At 59.4% G+C, this 19,377-nt stretch carries 16 protein-coding genes and 2 pseudogenes; 4 read left to right on the forward strand and 14 right to left on the reverse strand.

The genetic code is table 11. The annotated features are described in order from the left end of the window. Positions 1 to 33: 33 nt before the first annotated feature. The 5 genes from ACYZT1_RS17120 to sdhC all read right to left on the reverse strand — a co-directional run bounded on the left by ACYZT1_RS17120 (position 34) and on the right by sdhC (position 6,348). Positions 34 to 2,865, reverse strand: a complete 2,832-nt coding sequence (locus tag ACYZT1_RS17120) for a 2-oxoglutarate dehydrogenase E1 component (protein ID WP_462015869.1) — start codon at positions 2,863 to 2,865, stop codon at positions 34 to 36. 254 nt (positions 2,866 to 3,119) lie between these two features. Beyond that, positions 3,120 to 3,824, reverse strand: coding sequence for a succinate dehydrogenase iron-sulfur subunit (locus tag ACYZT1_RS17125; RefSeq protein ID WP_028621697.1), 705 nt, complete (start codon positions 3,822 to 3,824; stop codon positions 3,120 to 3,122). Between the two features lie 11 nt (positions 3,825 to 3,835). Then, positions 3,836 to 5,608, reverse strand: coding sequence for a succinate dehydrogenase flavoprotein subunit (gene sdhA, locus ACYZT1_RS17130; protein ID WP_462015870.1), 1,773 nt, complete (start codon positions 5,606 to 5,608; stop codon positions 3,836 to 3,838). 3 nt (positions 5,609 to 5,611) lie between these two features. Beyond that, positions 5,612 to 5,980 carry a succinate dehydrogenase, hydrophobic membrane anchor protein gene (gene sdhD, locus ACYZT1_RS17135; RefSeq protein ID WP_462015871.1) on the reverse strand — a complete coding sequence of 123 codons (369 nt, stop codon included), beginning with the start codon at positions 5,978 to 5,980 and terminating at the stop codon, positions 5,612 to 5,614. After that, positions 5,974 to 6,348 (reverse strand): succinate dehydrogenase, cytochrome b556 subunit, encoded by a 375-nt coding sequence (sdhC, locus tag ACYZT1_RS17140; protein ID WP_028621700.1) that lies wholly within the window; start codon positions 6,346 to 6,348, stop codon positions 5,974 to 5,976. The genes sdhD and sdhC overlap by 7 nt, the downstream gene beginning before the upstream one ends. A 362-nt stretch (positions 6,349 to 6,710) precedes the next feature. Here sdhC and gltA point away from each other — a divergent pair, with 362 nt between their 5' ends. After that, positions 6,711 to 8,000: a citrate synthase gene (gltA, locus tag ACYZT1_RS17145; protein ID WP_462015872.1), complete on the forward strand. Its 1,290-nt coding sequence runs from the start codon at positions 6,711 to 6,713 to the stop codon at positions 7,998 to 8,000. 151 nt (positions 8,001 to 8,151) lie between these two features. Here the strand turns inward: gltA and ACYZT1_RS17150 are convergent, their stop codons facing one another. From ACYZT1_RS17150 to ACYZT1_RS17160, 3 genes are all read right to left on the reverse strand, one after another. Then, complete coding sequence (locus ACYZT1_RS17150) at positions 8,152 to 9,402, reverse strand: IS256 family transposase (RefSeq protein WP_462015873.1); 1,251 nt, start codon at positions 9,400 to 9,402, stop codon at positions 8,152 to 8,154. A gap of 62 nt (positions 9,403 to 9,464) precedes the next feature. After that, positions 9,465 to 9,920 carry a DMT family transporter gene (locus ACYZT1_RS17155; protein WP_462015874.1) on the reverse strand — a complete coding sequence of 152 codons (456 nt, stop codon included), beginning with the start codon at positions 9,918 to 9,920 and terminating at the stop codon, positions 9,465 to 9,467. Then, positions 9,920 to 10,396 (reverse strand): DMT family transporter, encoded by a 477-nt coding sequence (locus tag ACYZT1_RS17160; protein WP_462015875.1) that lies wholly within the window; start codon positions 10,394 to 10,396, stop codon positions 9,920 to 9,922. Before ACYZT1_RS17160 ends, ACYZT1_RS17155 begins: the two co-directional genes overlap by 1 nt. A gap of 146 nt (positions 10,397 to 10,542) precedes the next feature. Between ACYZT1_RS17160 and ACYZT1_RS17165 the strand changes: the two genes are divergently transcribed. Further along, positions 10,543 to 11,478, forward strand: a complete 936-nt coding sequence (locus ACYZT1_RS17165; RefSeq protein WP_462015876.1) for a LysR family transcriptional regulator — start codon at positions 10,543 to 10,545, stop codon at positions 11,476 to 11,478. Positions 11,479 to 11,708: 230 nt separating this feature from the next. On the opposite strand, the gene ACYZT1_RS17170 is transcribed toward ACYZT1_RS17165, so the two are convergent. Both ACYZT1_RS17170 and ACYZT1_RS17175 read right to left on the reverse strand, forming a co-directional pair. Beyond that, complete coding sequence (locus ACYZT1_RS17170; RefSeq protein ID WP_462019269.1) at positions 11,709 to 12,788, reverse strand: methyl-accepting chemotaxis protein; 1,080 nt, start codon at positions 12,786 to 12,788, stop codon at positions 11,709 to 11,711. A gap of 43 nt (positions 12,789 to 12,831) precedes the next feature. Next, positions 12,832 to 14,148 (reverse strand): Na+/H+ antiporter family protein, encoded by a 1,317-nt coding sequence (locus ACYZT1_RS17175; RefSeq protein WP_462019270.1) that lies wholly within the window; start codon positions 14,146 to 14,148, stop codon positions 12,832 to 12,834. Positions 14,149 to 14,606: 458 nt separating this feature from the next. On the opposite strand from ACYZT1_RS17175, the pseudogene ACYZT1_RS17180 reads away from it, so the two are divergent. Together ACYZT1_RS17180 and ACYZT1_RS17185 are read left to right on the forward strand one after the other, a co-directional pair. Then, positions 14,607 to 15,677 (forward strand): annotated as a pseudogene (locus ACYZT1_RS17180) (methyl-accepting chemotaxis protein); the annotation flags it as partial. A 342-nt stretch (positions 15,678 to 16,019) separates the two neighbouring features. After that, positions 16,020 to 16,535: pseudogene (locus ACYZT1_RS17185) on the forward strand (methyl-accepting chemotaxis protein); the annotation flags it as partial. An 86-nt stretch (positions 16,536 to 16,621) separates the two neighbouring features. Here ACYZT1_RS17185 and ACYZT1_RS17190 read toward each other — a convergent pair. From ACYZT1_RS17190 to ACYZT1_RS17205, 4 genes are read right to left on the reverse strand one after another with little or no spacing between them, the layout of a single operon-like run. Beyond that, positions 16,622 to 17,935, reverse strand: coding sequence for a sensor histidine kinase (locus tag ACYZT1_RS17190; RefSeq protein ID WP_462015877.1), 1,314 nt, complete (start codon positions 17,933 to 17,935; stop codon positions 16,622 to 16,624). Further along, complete coding sequence (locus ACYZT1_RS17195) at positions 17,932 to 18,600, reverse strand: response regulator transcription factor (protein WP_462015878.1); 669 nt, start codon at positions 18,598 to 18,600, stop codon at positions 17,932 to 17,934. Before ACYZT1_RS17195 ends, ACYZT1_RS17190 begins: the two co-directional genes overlap by 4 nt. Positions 18,601 to 18,603: 3 nt before the next feature. Continuing rightward, a complete protein-coding gene (locus tag ACYZT1_RS17200; protein WP_462015879.1) occupies positions 18,604 to 18,924 on the reverse strand; it encodes a PepSY domain-containing protein in 321 nt (106 codons plus the stop codon). Then, the gene (locus ACYZT1_RS17205; RefSeq protein ID WP_462015880.1) at positions 18,924 to 19,232 is read right to left on the reverse strand and encodes a PepSY domain-containing protein; all 309 of its coding nucleotides are present in this window, start codon (positions 19,230 to 19,232) and stop codon (positions 18,924 to 18,926) included. The genes ACYZT1_RS17200 and ACYZT1_RS17205 overlap by 1 nt, the downstream gene beginning before the upstream one ends. Positions 19,233 to 19,377: the final 145 nt, after the last annotated feature.

The following is a 19,377-nucleotide window of genomic DNA, read 5'->3' on the forward strand; positions in this document are numbered from 1 at the left end:
GTCCTTAAATTCGGTTTCAGGTGCGCGAAGGCGTTAAACAGTAAAGGCGTCTTGCAGCAGTTTTTCCTGCTGCTCAGCGTGCATCGATGCATAACCACAGGCAGGTGCAGCAGAAGCATCACGGCCGGCGTATTCGAGTACGAGCGACTTGTTGTGATTGCCAACGATGCGGCGCATGTGGTGTTGGCTGCAGTACCACGCACCCTGGTTCATCGGCTCTTCCTGACACCAAACGATATGTTTGAGATTGGTGTACGGAGCCAGGACTTCGTTCAAGTCGTCCTCAGGGAATGGGTACAGCTGCTCGATACGCACGATGGCGATGTCATCACGACCTTCGGCACGGCGTTTTTCCAGCAGGTCGTAGTAGACCTTGCCGCTGCACAGAACAACGCGCTCGACCTTGCTCGGGTCCAGTGCATCGATTTCCGGGATCACGGTCTGGAAAGAACCTTCAGCCAGATCTTCCAGGGTCGACACGGCCAGCTTGTGACGCAACAGCGACTTCGGTGTCAGCACGATCAGCGGCTTGCGCAGCGGACGAATCACCTGACGACGCAGCAAGTGGTAGATCTGAGCCGGCGTGGTCGGCACGGCTACCTGAATGTTGTGCTCGGCGCACAACTGCAGGTAACGCTCCAGACGTGCCGAAGAGTGCTCCGGACCCTGACCTTCATAACCGTGCGGCAGCAGCATGGTCAGACCGCAAAGACGGCCCCACTTGTGCTCGCCACTGGTGATGAACTGGTCGATCACCACCTGTGCACCGTTGGCGAAGTCGCCGAACTGGGCTTCCCAGATCACCAGCGCCTCAGGCGTGGTGGTCGAGTAACCGTATTCGAACGCCAGAACCGCTTCTTCAGACAGGAACGAGTCGTACAGATCGAAACGTGGCTGGCCTTTGTACAGGTTCTGCAGCGGGATGTAGGTGCCCGCGTCTTTCTGGTTGTGCAAGACAGCGTGACGGTGCGAGAACGTGCCGCGACCGATGTCCTGACCCGTCATGCGAATCGGATGACCTTCGAACGCCAGGGTCGCGTACGCCATGGTTTCGGCGTAACCCCAGTTGATCGGCAGGCCGCCGGCTTGCATCTTCTGACGGTCTTCGTAGATTTTCGAAACCTGGCGCTGAACCACGAAGCCTTCCGGAATTTCCAGCAGCCTGGCAGACAGTTCCTGCAAGGTCTTCAGGTCAAAGCGAGTGTCGTGACGCGCGGTCCAGGCGTGGCCCAGATACGGACGCCAGTCCACGAACAACTCTTTGTTCGGCTCTTTGACCAGGCTTTTTACAACATGCAGACCGTTGTCGAGCGCGTTGCGGTATTCGTCGACTTTCGCCTGAACACGCTCGGCATCCAGCACACCGCCCTGGGTCAGACGATCGGCGTACAGCTCACGGGTGGTGCGCTGCTTGGTGATCTGCTGATACATGATCGGCTGGGTGCCACTCGGCTCGTCGGCCTCGTTGTGGCCGCGACGACGGTAGCAGACCAGGTCAATCACCACGTCACGCTTGAACTGCATACGGTAGTCAATGGCCAGCTGGGTCACGAACAACACGGCTTCCGGATCATCGCCATTCACATGGAGAATCGGTGCCTGAATCATTTTCGCAACGTCGGTGGCGTACTCGGTGGAGCGCGAGTCGAGCGGGTTGCTGATGGTGAAACCGACCTGGTTGTTGATCACGATGTGCACAGTGCCGCCGGTTTTGAAACCGCGGGTTTGCGACATCTGGAAGGTTTCCATCACCACGCCCTGACCGGCGAATGCCGCGTCACCGTGGATGGAGATTGGCAGCACTTTCTCGCCGGTCGGGTCGTTACGACGATCCTGACGAGCGCGCACCGACCCCTCGACCACCGGGGAAACGATCTCCAGGTGGGACGGGTTGAATGCCATGGCCAGGTGAACTTCACCGCCGGTGGTCATCACGTTGGACGAGAAGCCCTGGTGATACTTGACGTCACCGGAACCCAGCTCGACCTTCTTCTTGCCTTCGAACTCGTCGAACAGCTCGCGCGGGTTCTTGCCGAAGGTGTTGACCAGTACGTTGAGCCGGCCACGGTGGGCCATGCCGATGACGATTTCCTTGGTGCCGTACGAGCCGGAACGCTGGATCAACTCGTCGAGCATCGGAATCAGGCTCTCGCCGCCTTCCAGACCGAAACGCTTGGTACCCGGGTATTTGGTACCCAGGTATTTCTCCAGACCCTCGCCGGCGGTGACGCGCTCGAGCAGGTGGCTCTTGACGTCGGCGGAGTAAGTCGGTCGGCCGCGTACGCTTTCCAGACGCTGCTGGAACCACTGGCGCTGCTCGGAATCGGTGATGTGCGTGAATTCAGCGCCGATGGTGCGGCAATATGTCTGCTGCAACGCTTCGTGAATTTCGCGTAGGCTCGCCTCCTCTTTGCCGATGAACAGGTCGCCGGCACGGAAGGTCGTATCAAGATCGGCATTGGTCAAGCCGTAATGATTGATTGACAGGTCTGCAGGTGCAGGACGCCGCCACAGCCCCAGCGGATCAAGCTGGGCTGCCTGGTGGCCACGCATACGGTAGGCCTGGATCAATCGCAGCACTTCAACTTGCTTCTTCTCGTGCTCACTGCTCACGCTGCCGGCGGAAACCGGTTGGGCGCGGCGCTGGTTCTTTGCCAGCAAGACGAAATGGTCGCGAATTGTGGAGTGCGAAACATCGGTGGCAGAGTTGCCGTCGGCGGGCAACTTCTGGAAGTAGGTGCGCCACTCTTCTGGCACAGCGTTAGGGTCGTGCAGGTAGAGCTCGTAAAGCTCTTCCACATAGGCAGCATTACTACCGGACAGGTAGGCGCTGTTCCACATGCGCTGCATCACGCTTTCTTGCATGCTTGGTCACCCTCGGTTAGGGGAACACCACCGGCGTCGACACCGAGCAAACTTGCAGAAGTCCGAATGCAGCGACTAAAACAAGCCACCTAGGATCACGCTGATAGTCCGGGTACCAGCCCGGATGCCCCTGCTTGTCTCATTTCTTCAAAATAAGAGCCGCCGCTTTGCAAGCTGCTGCTCAGGTTAAAACTACGGCGCCGGTTGAAGCCTGCGCCGCAGCATCTACGGGTACAGCGGTTGAAGCAGCCGAATCACACGCCGCTTTGCAGCAGCATGTTACGGATGTGACCAATGGCCTTAGTCGGGTTCAGGCCTTTGGGACATACGTTGACGCAGTTCATGATCCCGCGGCAGCGGAATACGCTGAACGGGTCATCCAGCGAAGCCAGACGCTCGGACGTCTTGGTGTCGCGGCTGTCTGCCAGGAAGCGATACGCTTGCAGCAGAGCGGCCGGGCCCAGGAATTTGTCCGGGTTCCACCAGAAGGACGGGCACGAGGTCGAGCAGCAAGCGCACAGAATGCACTCGTACAGACCGTCGAGCTTTTCACGCTCTTCCGGGGACTGCAGGCGCTCGATGGCCGGAGCCGGCGAATCGTTCTGCAGGTAAGGTTTCACCTTCTCGTATTGCTTGTAGAAGATGCTCATATCGACGACGAGGTCACGGATGATCGGCAGACCTGGCAGCGGACGAACGATCAACTTGTTGCCTTTTACAACGGCAGACAGTGGCGTGACGCAGGCCAGACCGTTCTTGCCGTTGATGTTCATGCCGTCGGAACCGCAAACACCTTCACGGCAGGAGCGACGATAGGAGAAACCTTCGTCCTGCTCTTTGATCAAGGCCAGCACGTCCAGCACCATCAGGTCTTTACCACCGGTATCGACCTCGAATTCCTGCATGAACGGCGCGGCGTCCTGATCAGGGTTGTAGCGATAAACACTGACTTTCAACATGGCGGCCACCCTTAATAAGTCCGAATCTTGGGTTCAAAAGTCGGAACCGTCTTCGGCGAGAAGTTCACGGCACGCTTGGTCACGCGCTTGTCACCCGGGAAGTACAGGGTGTGGCACAGCCAGTTTTCGTCGTCGCGATCTTCGAAGTCTTCGCGGGCGTGAGCACCACGGGACTCTTTACGCACTTCGGCGGCAATGGCGGTTGCTTCAGCCACTTCCAGCAGGTTTTGCAGTTCCAGCGCTTCGATACGAGCAGTGTTGAAAGCCTGGGACTTGTCGTTGATCTTGACGTTGGCGATGCGCACGCGCAGATCGGCCAGCTGGGCAATACCCTTCTGCATGTATTCGCCGGTACGGAATACACCGAAGTAGTTCTGCATGCAGCTTTGCAGCTCGCGGCGCAGGGTTGCCACGTCTTCACCAGTGGTGCGCTCGTTCAGAGCGGACAGACGCGCCAGTGCGGCATTGATGTCGGCGTCGGTGGCGTCATCGTATTCGATGCCGTCGGTCAACGCTTTTTCCAGGTGCAGACCGGCCGCACGACCGAACACTACCAGGTCGAGCAACGAGTTGCCGCCCAGACGGTTGGCGCCGTGAACCGATACGCAGGCCACTTCACCTACCGCGAACAGGCCCGGGATGATGGCGTCAACGCCGTCGTCGCCCTGGGTGATCGCCTGACCGTGAATGTTGGTCGGCACGCCGCCCATCATGTAGTGGCAGGTCGGAACCACAGGAACCGGAGCAACCACCGGGTCAACGTGAGCAAATGTCTTGGACAGTTCGCAGATGCCTGGCAGACGGCTGTGCAGCACTTCCTCGCCCAGGTGGTCGAGTTTGAGCATCACGTGGTCGCCGTTCGGACCGCAGCCGTTGCCGGCAATGATCTCTTTAACCATCGAACGGGCAACTACGTCACGGCCAGCAAGGTCTTTGGCGTTCGGAGCATAACGCTCCATGAAACGCTCGCCGTGCTTGTTGATCAGGTAACCGCCTTCACCACGGCAACCTTCGGTAACCAGTACACCGGCGCCGGCGATGCCGGTCGGGTGGAACTGCCACATTTCGATGTCCTGCACCGGCACGCCAGCACGCAGCGCCATGCCGACGCCGTCACCGGTGTTGATCAGGGCGTTGGTGGTGGACGCGTAGATACGACCGGCACCGCCGGTAGCCAGAACGGTGGCCTTGGCGCGGATGTAGCTGGTTTCACCGGTTTCGATGCAGATCGCGATCACACCAACGAACGCGCCTTCCTGGTTCTTCACCAGATCGACTGCGTAGTACTCGTTGAGGAACGTGGTGCCGGCTTTCAGGTTGCCCTGATAAAGGGTGTGCAGCAGCGCGTGACCGGTACGGTCGGAAGCGGCGCAGGTACGGGCAGCCTGACCACCTTTACCGTAGTCCTTAGACTGACCGCCGAACGGACGCTGGTAGATGCGGCCCTGTTCGGTACGGGAGAACGGCAGGCCCATGTGGTCCAGTTCGAAAACTGCAGCCGGACCTTCCTGACACATGTATTCGATAGCGTCCTGGTCACCGATGTAGTCGGAACCCTTGACGGTATCGTACATGTGCCAGCGCCAGTCGTCGTTTGGATCTGCCGAAGCGATGGCGCACGTGATGCCACCCTGAGCCGAAACGGTGTGCGAACGGGTTGGGAAAACCTTGGTGATCACGGCAGTCTTGTGACCGCCTTGCGCCAGTTGCAGCGCTGCGCGCATGCCGGCACCGCCACCACCAATAATGATGGCGTCGAATGAAATCGTTGGAATGTTAGCCATGAATCAGATACCCCAGAGAATCTGCACACCCCAGACGAAGTAGGCGAACATCGCAATGCCGCATACTGCCTGGAAAAGGAAACGTACTGCAGTCGCGGACTTGCCCAGCGCCATTGGCGTCAGGTAGTCGGTCGCGATGGTCCACATGCCGACCCAGGCGTGAGCGCCCAGGGCCACAAGGGACAGCAGACTGAAGATGCGCATTCCGTTGTGGGCGAACAATGCATGCCATTGGTCGTAACCAATGCCAGGGTTCGCAACGAGGTATCCGATCAGGAAGATGAAATAAGCCGCGAGAACGACCGCAGACACACGCTGCGCCATCCAGTCGTAGAGGCCTGAACGCGACAGGTTCGTAACGCTGGTTACCATATCCAAACTCCCGCCAGAACGATCAACACCGCAGACACGGCGATAATGATTTTCGAGCCCAGCTTGCCGCCTTCCAGCGTCTCGCCGATGCCCATGTCCATGATCAGATGGCGCACACCGGCAACCAGATGATACAGAAGGGAGGACAGCAGGCCCCATGCTACGAACTTGGCCAGCGGACTGGTCAAGGTTGCCTTCACGTCGGCAAAACCTTCCTCGGAACCCAGGGATTTGCCCAATGCATAAAGCATGAAGCCAAGGCCCAGGAAGAGGATGATGCCGGAAACACGGTGAAGAAACGACGTAACGCCGGTGATGGGGAGTTTGATGGTCCTTAGGTCTAGGTTTACAGGTCGTTGGCTATTCACGGCTTTTTTTCACACTGAAGAGCCCCTAACAATCAGGGCAAAGTTGTTGGGGAGTGCACTGGTCAGGTAACCACCACCCAGGGATGCGACCCCCAATAAAGCAGGCCCAAAAGCCCCTGGCGGTCGGTGGCCGAGTATAGACAGTTAGGCTACTAATGACAACGCGTTCACCTTCCCCTAATAGCGGATTGCACAAGTTGAATAAAAGGCGTAAATGGCGGGCAATTTCGAGGAAAAAGTGCGGTTAAAGCCTTCTGGAGCAAGACTTTAGGCAAATTGACATTCGAATTTATCTCACTATAGTGGTGCGGGCCCTGCGTGGGGGGTCTGTCTGATGATTTGAAGCATAAATAGGAGGCCACATGGCTGACAAAAAAGCGCAGTTGATCATCGAGGGCGCAGCCCCCGTCGAGCTGCCGATTTTAACCGGCACCGTTGGTCCCGACGTTATCGATGTTCGGGGTCTTACGACCACGGGCCGTTTCACCTTTGACCCTGGTTTCATGTCGACCGCTTCCTGCGAATCGAAGATCACCTATATCGACGGCGACAACGGCATCCTGCTGCACCGCGGCTACCCGATCGAACAGCTGGCTGAAAAGTCGGACTACCTGGAAACCTGCTATCTGCTGCTCAACGGCGAATTGCCGACCGCAGAACAGAAGGCCCAGTTCGTCAGCACCGTGAAGAACCACACCATGGTCCACGAGCAGCTGAAGACCTTCTTCAACGGCTTTCGCCGCGACGCCCACCCGATGGCCGTCATGTGCGGTGTAGTCGGTGCCCTCTCGGCCTTCTACCACGATTCCCTGGACATCAATAACCCGCAGCATCGCGAAATTTCCGCGATCCGCCTGGTTGCCAAGATGCCGACCCTGGCCGCCATGGTTTACAAGTACTCCATGGGCCAGCCCATGATGTACCCGCGCAACGACCTGACGTACGCGGAAAACTTCCTGCACATGATGTTCAACACGCCGTGCGAGATCAAACCGATCAGTCCGGTACTCGCCAAGGCCATGGACCGGATCTTCATCCTCCATGCCGACCACGAGCAGAACGCATCGACTTCCACCGTGCGCCTGGCCGGCTCTTCGGGTGCCAACCCGTTCGCCTGCATCGCCGCCGGCATCGCTGCACTGTGGGGCCCTGCCCATGGCGGCGCGAACGAGGCCGTTCTGACCATGCTTGACGAGATTGGCGATGTGTCGAACATCGACACGTACATCGCCAAGGCCAAGGACAAGAACGATCCGTTCAAGCTGATGGGCTTCGGTCACCGGGTTTACAAAAACCGCGACCCACGCGCCACGGTGATGAAGCAGACCTGCGACGAAGTGTTGAAGGAGCTGGGTATTCAGAACGATCCGCAACTCGAACTGGCGATGCGCCTGGAAGAGATCGCGCTGACCGACCCGTACTTCATCGAACGTTCTCTGTACCCGAACGTCGACTTCTACTCGGGGATCATCCTCAAGGCCATCGGCATTCCGACCAGCATGTTCACCGTGATCTTCGCGTTGGCACGCACGGTTGGCTGGATTTCTCACTGGAAGGAAATGCTCTCCAGCCCGTACAAGATTGGCCGTCCGCGTCAGTTGTATACCGGTTATGAGTCGCGTGATATCACCAAGCTGGAAGATCGCAAGTAAGCGCTGTGCTGCGATAATCGTTTGAGCTGCATAAAAACGGCCTCTATTTGATAGAGGCCGTTTTTGGTTATGCCGCGCCTGGGATTATGGGGGAGTATCAGATTTTTTGTGTGCGGGCCGGTAATGGCCTGCCGTCAGGCAGGCCGTATTTTTACCAGGTCAGCCTGATAAATCTGTCTCCGTACAGAATTGCAAATTGATTCATTGCACTCTTCCAGTCGTGCGCCGCGCTGCCCCAATTGGCGGTGATGTTTTGTAGTGCCAGCCAGATCAGCTTGGTTGCCGCATCGTCGGTTGGGAAGTGCCCGCGGGTCTTGATGATCTTGCGTAGCTGAGCGTTGATGCTCTCGATTGCGTTGGTTGTGTAGATCACTTTTCGAATGGCGGGCGGGAAGACGAAGAATGGAATTACTCGATCCCAAGCGCGCCGCCAGGCTGCCACTACCGTCGGATACTGCTTGCCCCATGGACCGTTTTCAAAAGCATCCAGCGCCTGTTCGGCCGCTTCGGCGGTGACTGCCTGATAGACCGGCTTGAGCGCTTTGGCCAGTTCCCGGCGCTTATCCCACGCCGCGTAATCAAGGCTATTGCGGATCAGATGAACGATGCAGGTTTGCAACGTCGTCGCCGGAAACACCGCGCTCAAGGCTTCTGGCATGCCTTTTAGGCCGTCTGTTACAGCGATCAGCACATCACCGACGCCGCGTGTCTTGAGGTCGTTGAAAACCTTCATCCAGAACTTTGCACCCTCAGTGTTCTCGATCCAGATCCCCAGAATATCGCGCGTTCCATCGGGCAAAACCCCTAATGCCAAATAGATTGCCTTGTTGCGCACCAAGCCCTCTTCACGGATTTTGACGCGCAGGGCATCAAAGAAAATGACCGGGTACATCGGTTCTAAAGGCCGCTGTTGCCACGAAGTGATTTCGTCCATGACTTCGCTGGTGACAGAGCTGATGAAGTCAGGCGAGACATCCGTCCCATATTGCTCGGAGAGAAATGCACGGATTTCCCGGACAGTCATTCCACGGGCATACATGGCGATGATCTTGTCGTCGAAGCCGGTGTACCGCCGCTCGTGTTTCGGAATCAGAATGGGTGAAAAACTACCGTCTCGGTCGCGGGGAATATCCAGCCGCAGCGGGCCGTCACCGGTCAGAACCGTCTTAGCGCTTTTACCATTGCGCTGGTTGGTTTCATCCTCGGGGCGCTGCGCGCCCGGCGGATAGCCCAGATGATGGCCGAGTTCGGCGTTCAAGGCGCGCTCGATCAGAGCCTTCTTGAACGCCGCAGACGCATCCTCGATGGCTTCAGCGGTCATCGGCCCGTCAGCAAACTGCTCGAGCAGCTCTTTCGGTATTTTTGGTAATTCTCGCAACGCGGGTTTCTTTTTGGTTGGCATACATGCACCTCTTGCTCATGTTATGCCCGAACACAAAATTTCTGACAGTCCCGATTATGGCGTCAAACGTCGCGCGAACTGCTGCGATACATGAAAACCAGCGCCAACCCCAAAAGCACCATCGCCAGTACTCGACTCCCCGACAATTCAATCGCCGGATTACCCAGCCAGCCGAAGTTGTCGATCAACATCCCCATCCCCAGTTGCCCGACGATAACAGCGACTGTCGCCACGGCGGTCCCGACGCGGGGCACGGCGCCGACCATCACTACCATGTAAACCACTCCGAACAAGGCGCCACCGAGCTGCCATTTCGGTACGTCCAGCAAACTCAACGTATGCGCCGGTTCAAAAAACAGGATCAGCAAACCGGTTACCACGGCACCCACTGCGAACGTCAGCAAACTGCTGCGCAACACGCCGACCGTCTCACCCAGACGCCCGTTGATTGCCGCCTGCACGCTCAGCACCGCACCGGCAGCTACAACCACCGCCAACAAAATAATCAGATTCATCATCAACCTCGAGCAATCAGAACAAGCGCTGCCACAATCAGCAGCAAGGCCAGCCAACGTTCACCGTTGACCTTTTTGCGCGTGGTGCCGAACCAGCCGAAATGGTCGATTAACACGCTTTTGCCGACCTGCCCGGAGAGAATCGCAATCATGGTCATGGCTACGCCGATATGCGGGGTCGCCATCGTCAGCACCACCACGTATATCGGCCCGAGAAACCCGCCGATCAACTGCCAGCGTGGCAACTCGCTCAACGCAGGCCCCTGTCGCGGACCACTGAACAACAGCAGCAGAAACAGAATCGCTGTGCCTACGCCGAAGATGCTCAAGGTCGCCCACAAGTGCCCGACCTGCACGCCGAGCGGCCCCAGCAGGCCCGCCTCCACGGACAGGCCCATGCCGGCGAGTATCACCAGTGGCAGTAGCAACAGCCGCAGCCCCGGTTTGGTCGCCGCGGTTTCGATTGAAGAAGTTTGCATTGGCGCACACCTACCCGTTATCAAATGGACAGCACGATCACCTACAGGCATGTGCCGAATTGCGCGCATTATCGGATGGCCGAGCTTTGCGATAAATGGGATCATCTCGACAACACCTTTGCGCATTACGCACAGCAGGATTGCCCATGCACGGCTTCAATGATTTGGGATTCAAGTCGCTTCGCCTGTTCGTCGCGGTGCTCGACCATGGCAGTTTTTCCGAAGTCGCCCGTCGCGAAGGCCTGGCGCCCTCCTCGATTTCCCGACAGATTCAATTGATGGAGCAGGCCCTGAGCCAGCAATTGCTTTATCGCCACACTCGCGCGGTCACGCCCACCGAGGCCGGGCGCATGCTCGGTTACCACGCACGACGAGTGCTGGCGCAGCTGGAGGAAGCCGAACAAGCCCTGCAGGAACAGCAGAGCGAACCGGGGGGACTGGTGCGGATCAATGCGCCGGTGGTGTTCGGGCAGCGGCACCTGACGCCCTGGCTAGGGCAGTTGTGTGAGCGATATCCGAAATTGCAACTGGATATCCAGCAGACCGACCACTACATCGATCCGCTGCACGAAGGCGCTGACCTGCTGTTTCGCATCGGCACGCTGCATGATTCGAGCATGCAGGCGCGGATTCTGGCGCCCCATCGCTTTCAAGTGGCGGCAAGCCCCGCCTACCTCGCCCGCCAGGGTACGCCGCAACATCCCCACGACCTCGCGGCTCATCAATGCCTGGCCTACAAAGGCGCAGCGGGACAGCAGCGCTGGTTTTTTCGCCGCGATCAGCAGGACTGGACGCCCTGGTCAGTCAAAGGACCGATCACCGGCAACCACGCCGACACGCTGACGCAAGCCGCCGAGCAAGGGCTGGGGCTGGTGATGTTTCCGTCGTGGCTGATTGGCGAAGCGGTGCGCAATGGCACGCTGGTGCCGGTATTGACGGAATATGAGGTGTCAAACAGCCTCGAGCCGCAGCAGATCGCTGTCTTGTGGCCCGGGAGTCGGCGGCTGTCGGTGAAGGTGCGGACGGTAATTGATTTTTATCTGGAGTGTTTTGGCGCGGTGCCGTATTGGGACAGGCCGTAGCCACCAGTCGAACACGATACTGTGGCGAGGGGCCATGTGGCGAGGGGGCTTGCCCCCGTTCGAGTGCGCAGCGCTCGCCAGATTCTGGGGCCGCTGCGCAGCCCAACGGGGGCAAGCCCCCTCGCCACAGAAGCCCCTCTCCACAGCCCCCCTCATTACAGAAGCCTCCTCACCACAGAAGCCTTCTTGCCACAGAAGCCCATGTCCACAGAAGCCCTCCCCCAGGTGGGTCAGATACGGAACTGACCGACCAGCCCGCCCAAGCGTTGGCCGAGGTCGGCCAGGCTGCGGGTGGTCTGGGCGCCGAGTTGGGTTTCGTCGGCGACGCTGTCCACAGCAACAGCGATTTGATGCACGCTGCGGTTGATCTCCTCGGCCACGGCGGTCTGTTCCTCGGCAGCACTGGCGATCTGAGCGTTCATCGAAATGATCGTCGCGATCAACTGCGCCATGGTGTCCAGTGAAGCCCCCGCTTCATTGGCCTGCGCCGACGTACCGTCCCCCGCCTCGCTGGAACGACGCATGGCTTCCACTGCCGATTGGGTGCCGGCCTGCAAGCGGTCGATCATGCTCTGAATTTCCTGGGTGCTGATCTGCGTACGGCTGGCCAGCGCCCGAACCTCATCCGCTACCACCGCAAAACCACGCCCGGCCTCCCCGGCACGGGCGGCTTCGATGGCAGCGTTAAGCGCCGACAGGTTGGTCTGCTCGGCAATCGAACGGATGACCCCAAGCACGCTGACAATCGACGACACATCCTTTTGCAGGCTGTCGAGCGACACACCGCTGCTACGGATGTCGTCCACCCATGCATGAATCTTGACGATGCTGCCTGCGACCACACGCTTGGCGGCCTGGCCTTCTTCATCGGTCTGTTGCGCGGCGACCGCAGCGTTTTGCGCACTTTTGGCCACTTCCTGCGCAGCGGCAGACATCTGGTTGATCGCCGTGGCGACCTGATCTGTTTCGTGACGCTGACGCTCCATCGCCTGATCCGAACGCTGAGCCTGAGCGGAGACCTGATTGACCAGCCCGGTCAGTTGCGAGGTCATTTCCGTGATCTGCCGGACCAGGCCATGAATCTTGTCGACGAAACGATTGAACGAACCGGCCAGTTCGCCGAGTTCATCCTGGCTGGTGATAGTCAGGCGCCGGGTCAGGTCGCCCTCGCCCGCCGCGATGTCGTCGAGATTGGCCTTCATCAGGTTCAGTGGCCGCAGAATGGCGTTGGCCAGCAGCATGCCGGCAACGGCGATCACCAGCGGATCAAAAGTTGAATGCTGGGGGCCGCTCCGCGACCCAACGGGGATAAATCCCCTCGCCACACAGGCTCGCCCCCACAAGCGACAAGGATTAAAGGACCATCGCAGCCACCCAGCCGAATGCCAGCAATGGCAGGTTGTAGTGCAGGAATGTCGGAACGACGGTGTCCCAGATGTGGTGATGCTGGCCATCGATGTTCAGCCCGGAGGTCGGGCCGAGGGTCGAGTCCGAGGCCGGCGAGCCCGCATCGCCCAATGCACCGGCGGTGCCGACGATACAGACGATGGCCATCGGGCTGAAACCCAGTTGCACGCACAGCGGCACGAAGATCACCGCCAGAATCGGCACGGTGGAAAACGACGAGCCAATGCCCATGGTCACCAGCAGACCGACCAGCAACATCAGCAGCGCGCCGATGGCCTTGCTGTGGCCGATCCACGACGCCGAGGTTTCGACCAGGGTCTGCACGTGTCCGGTGGCTTTGATCACTTCGCCGAAGCCCGATGCGGCGATCATGATGAAGCCAATCATCGCCATCATCTTCATGCCTTCGGTGAACAGGTCATCGGTCTCGCGCCATTTGACGATGCCCGACGCCGAGAAAATCAGAAAGCCTGCCAGCGCACCAATGATCATCGAATCCAGCAGCAACTGAACGATGAACGCCGCAGCGATGGCCACACCCGCAACCATCAGGCTTAACGGGTTGTATTGCACCGCGACCTGCTCGACCCGTTCGATTTTAGCCAGATCGTAAACGCGCTTCTTGCGGTAGCTGATAAACGCCACACCCAACCCCACCAGCATGCCCAGCGCCGGGATGCCCATGGCGTGGGTGACGTTGATGCCACTGATATCGACGCCGCTGCGGGCGACATTGGCCAGCAGGATTTCATTGAGGAAGATGTTGCCGAAGCCCACCGGCAGGAACATGTACGGCGTGATCAGGCCAAAGGTGATGACGCAGGCGATCAAGCGACGATCCAGTTGCAGCTTGGTCAGCACATAGAGCAGTGGCGGCACCAGCAGCGGAATAAACGCGATGTGGATCGGCAGGATGTTCTGCGAAGCGATGGCCACCACCCAGAGCAAACCGATCAGCAGCCATTTGACCCGACCGCTGCCGCTCGCGTGATGGCGATCGACCATGGCCAGCGCGCGGTCCGCCAAGGCATGGGCCAGGCCAGACTTGGCAATCGCCACGGCGAAAGCGCCGAGCAACGCGTAGGACAACGCCACGGTCGCACCGCCGCCGAGGCCGCTATTGAATGCCTTGAGCGTTGCGTCGATGCCCAGACCACCGGTCAAGCCACCGACCAGCGCGCCCACGATCAGCGCAATCACGACGTGCACGCGGCACAGGCTGAGTATCAGCATGACGCCAACCGCGGCAATTACTGCATTAATCATCTTTACCTCAGGCCAAACGAAATGAGTCCGGCAGGCGTGCGAGGCGCCGCCAGCGGGGTGAACAACGGGTTTTATCAGAGGGCGCGCACTGTGCAGGATGCAGCGGCGAGCTGCAAGTCCAAAGCTGCCAGCACGCGTGTTTTTCACCTGCACCTCGCAGTTTCCAGCTCAAGTAAGCGGCTGTCGGGCCGCTACAGTGCCAAGTCTCAGATATTTATCGAATAAGGACGTTTCCCATGTCGCTCCGACAACTCTCCATCCAATGGAAGATCACCTTGCTCGCCGGGCTGTGTCTCGCCGGCATCGTGACCTTGCTGGTCGGCCTTTCGCTGTATCGCATGGATCACAGCTCCAAAATGGTAAAAGCTTCGAGCACGCAGATGCTGACCGAAGCTGCCCAGGCGCGGATCGAATCCCAGGGCGAAAACCAGGCGCTGGGGATTCGTCAGCAGTTCATGGATGCCTACCAATACGGTCACGGCTTCTCGCGGCAGGTGCTGTTCCTGCGCGATCAGGCCGAAAAGCGTTTTCTTGACGCGTTCGACCTGCGTGAAGACCTGACACGCCAGGTTCAGGCGGCGCTGCAGGCCAACCCGGAGTTGCTGGGGCTGTCACTGGTTTTCGAACCCAATGCGCTGGATGGCAAGGACGAACTGTTCGCCGGTCAGGCGGAACTGGGCAGCAACGACAAGGGCCGCTTTGCCTTGTACTGGTCACAACCGACCCCGGGCAAGGTGACCGCGATGGCGCTTCCGGAAAGTGACATGGTCGACACCAAAACAGGCCCCAGCGGCGAAGCGGCCAATGCCTGGTTCACCTGCCCGCGCACCACGCTCAAACCCTGTGTGATCGAACCGTATTTCTACGTGATCGACGGCCAGAACGTACTGATGACCAGCATCGTTTTCCCGTTGATGGTCAATGGCAAGGTGATCGCTTCGCTGTCGGCGGACATCAACCTCAACAGCCTGCAAGCGATCAGTCAGGGCGCGAGCAAAAAACTCTATGACGGCCAGACCAACGTCAGCATCGTCAGCCCGGCCGGCCTGCTTGCCGCCTACAGCCGGGACGCCAGCAAACTCAGCCAGCGCCTCGACGCCGTGGACACCGCCAGCGGTGCCGAACTGATTCGTTTGCTCGCCACTAGCCACCAGACCGTAAGCCTGCACAGCGATCGTCAGCTGAAAGTACTGGCACCGTTCGAGACGATTCCGGGCGGCAAATCCTGGGGCGTGCTGCTCGATGTGCCGGAGCGCGTACTGATCGGTCCGGCGGAAGCGCTGGAAAAACAACTCGATGACAGCAACACCGCAGGCGCGTTGGTGGAACTGGGCCTTGGCGCACTGGCCGCGCTGATCGGCCTGCTGCTGGTGTGGTTGATGGCGCGCAGCGTGACCAAACCGATTCTGGGTGTGGCGCACATGCTCGAGGACATCGCCAGTGGCGAAGGCGACCTCACCCGGCGTCTGGCCTACGACAAGCAGGACGAGCTCGGCCAGTTGGCCGGCTGGTTCAACCGCTTCCTCGACAAGCTGCAACCGATCATCGCCGAAGTGAAGCGCTCGGTGCAGGACGCGCGCAGCACAGCGGACCAATCCTCGGCCATCGCTACCCAGACCAGCGCCGGCATGGAACAGCAATATCGTCAGGTCGATCAGGTCGCCACGGCTTCTCACGAGATGAGCGCCACCGCGCAAGACGTCGCCCGCAGCGCCGCGCAAGCCGCCCAGGCAGCGCGCGATGCCGATCATGCGACCCGGCGTGGTTTGACCGTAATTGACCAGACCACTACCAGCATCGACAACCTCGCCGCAGACATGAGTTCGGCGATGGCGCAGGTTGAAGGACTGGCGGCGAACAGTGAGAAAATCGGTTCAGTACTGGAAGTGATCCGCGCCATCGCCGAGCAGACCAATCTGCTCGCGCTCAACGCTGCCATCGAAGCGGCCCGAGCCGGTGAAGCCGGTCGCGGTTTTGCCGTGGTGGCGGATGAAGTGCGCAATCTGGCGCGGCGAACTCAGGAGTCGGTCGAGGAAACCCGCCTGGTGATCGAGCAATTGCAAAGTGGTACTCAGGATGTGGTGGGTTCGATGAATAACAGCCATCGCCAGGCTCAGGGCAGTGTCGAGCAAGTGGGTCAGGCCGTGACGGCGCTGCGCCAGATTGGTGATGCGGTGACGGTGATCAGCGACATGAACCTGCAGATTGCCAGTGCGGCGGAAGAACAGAGCGCGGTGGCGGAAGAGATCAACAACAACGTCGCGACCATTCGTGATGTGACTGAATCGCTGTCGGGGCAGGCCAATGAATCGGCGCGGGTGAGCCAGTCGCTGAACAGGCTGGCGAATCAACAGCAGGGGTTGATGGATCAGTTCAGGGTTTGATCCAGGAATAAGTATCCACTGAAGATCAATTGTGGGAGCGGACTTGCTCGCTCCCACAAGGGAAATCAGATTCGTTCAGAACGATGTCAGCGTTTCGGGAGTTCGATGACGACCTTGAGCCCGCCCCATTCGCTCTCCTCTAACCGCATCACCCCACCCCACGTATCAACGATGTCACGCACAATGCCCAGGCCCAAACCGTGGCCATCGGTCTGCTCATCCAGCCGTGTGCCCCGGTTCAGCACTTGATCGCGCTGTGCCTCGGGTATCCCCGGCCCATCATCTTCCACACTTGACAGAAAGCTTGCGGCCGTCTCGACCACACTGAGTCGCACCTCGGCATCCGCCCATTTGCAGGCGTTGTCCAGCAGGTTGCCGAGCAACTCCAGCAAATCTTCGCGATCCCATGGCAGCAGCAACCCGGCAGGGGTTCGATAGCTCAACTGCAGATGGTCGCCGTGAATCATGTTCAACGTCGCGAGCAGCCCCGGCAATTCTGCGTCGCAATCAAACAACGCTCCCGGCAACGCATCGCCGGACAAGCGCGCACGGTTAAGCTCACGGTTGAGGCGTTGCTGGACCTGTTCCAGTTGTTCCTTGAAGATTTTGCGCAGTTCGGGATGGGCGTCGAGTTTTTCGCTGGACGCCAGGCTCAACAACACCGCCAAGGGCGTTTTCAGTGCATGCCCCAGATTGCCCAGGGCATTGCGCGAGCGCTTGAGGCTGTCTTCAGTGTGCGCCAGCAAATGATTGATTTGCGCCACCAGTGGCTCCAGCTCCACGGGCACTTGATCGTCGAGCTGCGAGCGCTGACCTTGCTGCAACTGAGCAATCTGTTCGCGGGCTTTTTCCAGGGGCCGCAACGCGCGCCGCACGGTGATCCGCTGCAACAGCAGAATCAGCAGCAGCCCCGCCAGGCCCAAGCCCAGACCGATCTGCCGCATGCGCTGGAAACTCTCGCGTACCGGTGTGTAATCTTGCGCCACGCTGATCGAAATCGACTGACCGAGGCGTCGGTAATCCGAGCGCAGCACCAGCAATTGCTGACCTTCCGGGCCCAGTTGCAGATTGCTGTGCAGGCCGGGATGGTCCAGGCGCGGCAGTTCCTGATCCCACAACGAGCGGGAACGCCAGTGGCTGTCAGCAAAATCGATACGGAAATAATGCCCGGAAAACGGGCGTTGGTACGCTGGCGACAAATGCCGCTCATCCAGCTGCAGGCCCTGCGGCCCGCGCACCAGCGCCATCAGCAGGCTTTCACTGTCGTTGCGCAACCCTGCCTCGAGGTAGCGCTGCAGGCCCACCTCGAACAGCCACAAGCTGGTTTGCGCGAGCACCAGGCCGACGATCACCATCACGCTGATCAGGCCCAGGCTCAAGCGGCGCTGGATCGACCTCACTGCGCTTGCCCGCCGAACAGGTAACCCTGGCCGCGACGGGTTTCGATAACGCTGCGCCCGAGTTTGCGTCGCAGGTGGTTGACGTGGACTTCCAGCACATTGGAATCGCGCTCGGTTTCGCCGTCATAGAGGTGTTCGGCGAGGTGGCTTTTCGAGAGGATTTGTTCCGGGTGCAGCATGAAATAGCGCAGCAGGCGAAATTCCGCAGCGGTGAGCTGGATGTCGGCGCCGTCACGGGTAACGCACTGACGCCCTTCATCCAGATGCAACCCGGCCGATTGCAGTGTCGGCTGATTGACCTGACCATGGGAGCGGCGCAGCAACCCCTGGATGCGCAAGTGCAGTTCTTCGGGATGAAACGGCTTGGTCAGGTAATCATCGGCGCCGGCCTTGAGCCCTTCGATGCGTTCGGCCCACGAGCCGCGCGCCGTGAGAATCAACACCGGCGTGGCCAGCCCGCCGGCCCGCCACTGCGCCAGCACATCAAGCCCCGGCACCCCCGGCAGGCCGAGGTCGAGGATGATCAGGTCGTAGGGTTCGCTCCTGCCCTGATGCACCGCGTCGCGACCGTCCGCCAGCCAATCGACTGCGTAACCCTGGCGGTTGAGGCCGGCGATCAGTTCGTCGGCCAAGGGCACGTGGTCTTCCACCAGAAGCAAACGCATCGGTCAATCTTCCTTGTCTTTCAATAACAGGCCATTGGTAGCATCGAGGTCGAGTTCACGGACCACGCCTTCGGGGGTCAGCAGTTCGACTTCATAAATGTAGACGTCGTGTTTTTCTTCCAGCTCGGCTTCGAGCAGTTTCGAGCCGGGGTAACGGTCCAGCGCCTGCTCCAGCAATTGCTCGAGCGGCATGATCACACCTTGCTGACGCAGGCGCAGGGCTTCGTCCTGATCCAGATCGCGGGCCATGGCCAATGAGCAAAACGCCAGGAGCGCCAGGGTCAATCGGCTGCTGACGCTCCATTTCGAAGAAAACACCTTCATTACGTATCCTGATGATCCTTGAGAACCGCACCGCTCACCGCGTCAAGCTCCAGGTCCCACTCGACGCCTTGCGGGTCGCGCATTTCGACCTGATAGATGTACTTGCCGTACTCTTCTTCCAGCTCGGTTTCGGTGATGGTTGAACCCGGATGCTTGGCGATGGCCGTGGCGTTGAGCTTCTCGAAAGACACAATGGTACCAGCGTCGCGCAGCCGCAGGGCTTCGTCGGGGCCGAGGTCGCGGGCGTGAGCGATGCTGGCAGTCATGCCGATGATGGAGGCGGTAAACAGGGCAGTCAGGATTTTCATGGGTGTCTCCGTATTTTTATGTGTTGCGTACGGGGGCTACCTTAGTGAGTCGAACTTAACTGAAACTGAATTGCCATCATTGGTCACGATCTCACGATTTTTTGTGGGAGCGAGCTTGCTCGCGATGGTCGATTGAGCGCCACGT

The sequence above is a fragment of the Pseudomonas sp. PB3P13 genome, from assembly GCF_054897735.1.

Excerpts from the sequence above, each read along its gene's own strand:
- ACYZT1_RS17125 (WP_028621697.1), bottom strand. The coding sequence starts at position 3,824 with ATGTTGAAAGTCAGTGTTTATCGCTACAACCCTGATCAGGACGCCGCG.
- sdhD (WP_462015871.1), bottom strand. The coding sequence starts at position 5,980 with ATGGTAACCAGCGTTACGAACCTGTCGCGTTCAGGCCTCTACGACTGG.
- ACYZT1_RS17155 (WP_462015874.1), bottom strand. The coding sequence starts at position 9,920 with ATGATGAATCTGATTATTTTGTTGGCGGTGGTTGTAGCTGCCGGTGCG.
- gltA (WP_462015872.1), top strand. The coding sequence starts at position 6,711 with ATGGCTGACAAAAAAGCGCAGTTGATCATCGAGGGCGCAGCCCCCGTC.
- ACYZT1_RS17200 (WP_462015879.1), bottom strand. The coding sequence starts at position 18,924 with ATGAAGGTGTTTTCTTCGAAATGGAGCGTCAGCAGCCGATTGACCCTG.
- sdhA (WP_462015870.1), bottom strand. The coding sequence starts at position 5,608 with ATGGCTAACATTCCAACGATTTCATTCGACGCCATCATTATTGGTGGT.
- ACYZT1_RS17205 (WP_462015880.1), bottom strand. The coding sequence starts at position 19,232 with ATGAAAATCCTGACTGCCCTGTTTACCGCCTCCATCATCGGCATGACT.
- ACYZT1_RS17165 (WP_462015876.1), top strand. The coding sequence starts at position 10,543 with ATGCACGGCTTCAATGATTTGGGATTCAAGTCGCTTCGCCTGTTCGTC.
- ACYZT1_RS17160 (WP_462015875.1), bottom strand. The coding sequence starts at position 10,396 with ATGCAAACTTCTTCAATCGAAACCGCGGCGACCAAACCGGGGCTGCGG.
- ACYZT1_RS17195 (WP_462015878.1), bottom strand. The coding sequence starts at position 18,600 with ATGCGTTTGCTTCTGGTGGAAGACCACGTGCCCTTGGCCGACGAACTG.
- ACYZT1_RS17120 (WP_462015869.1), bottom strand. The coding sequence starts at position 2,865 with ATGCAAGAAAGCGTGATGCAGCGCATGTGGAACAGCGCCTACCTGTCC.
- ACYZT1_RS17150 (WP_462015873.1), bottom strand. The coding sequence starts at position 9,402 with ATGCCAACCAAAAAGAAACCCGCGTTGCGAGAATTACCAAAAATACCG.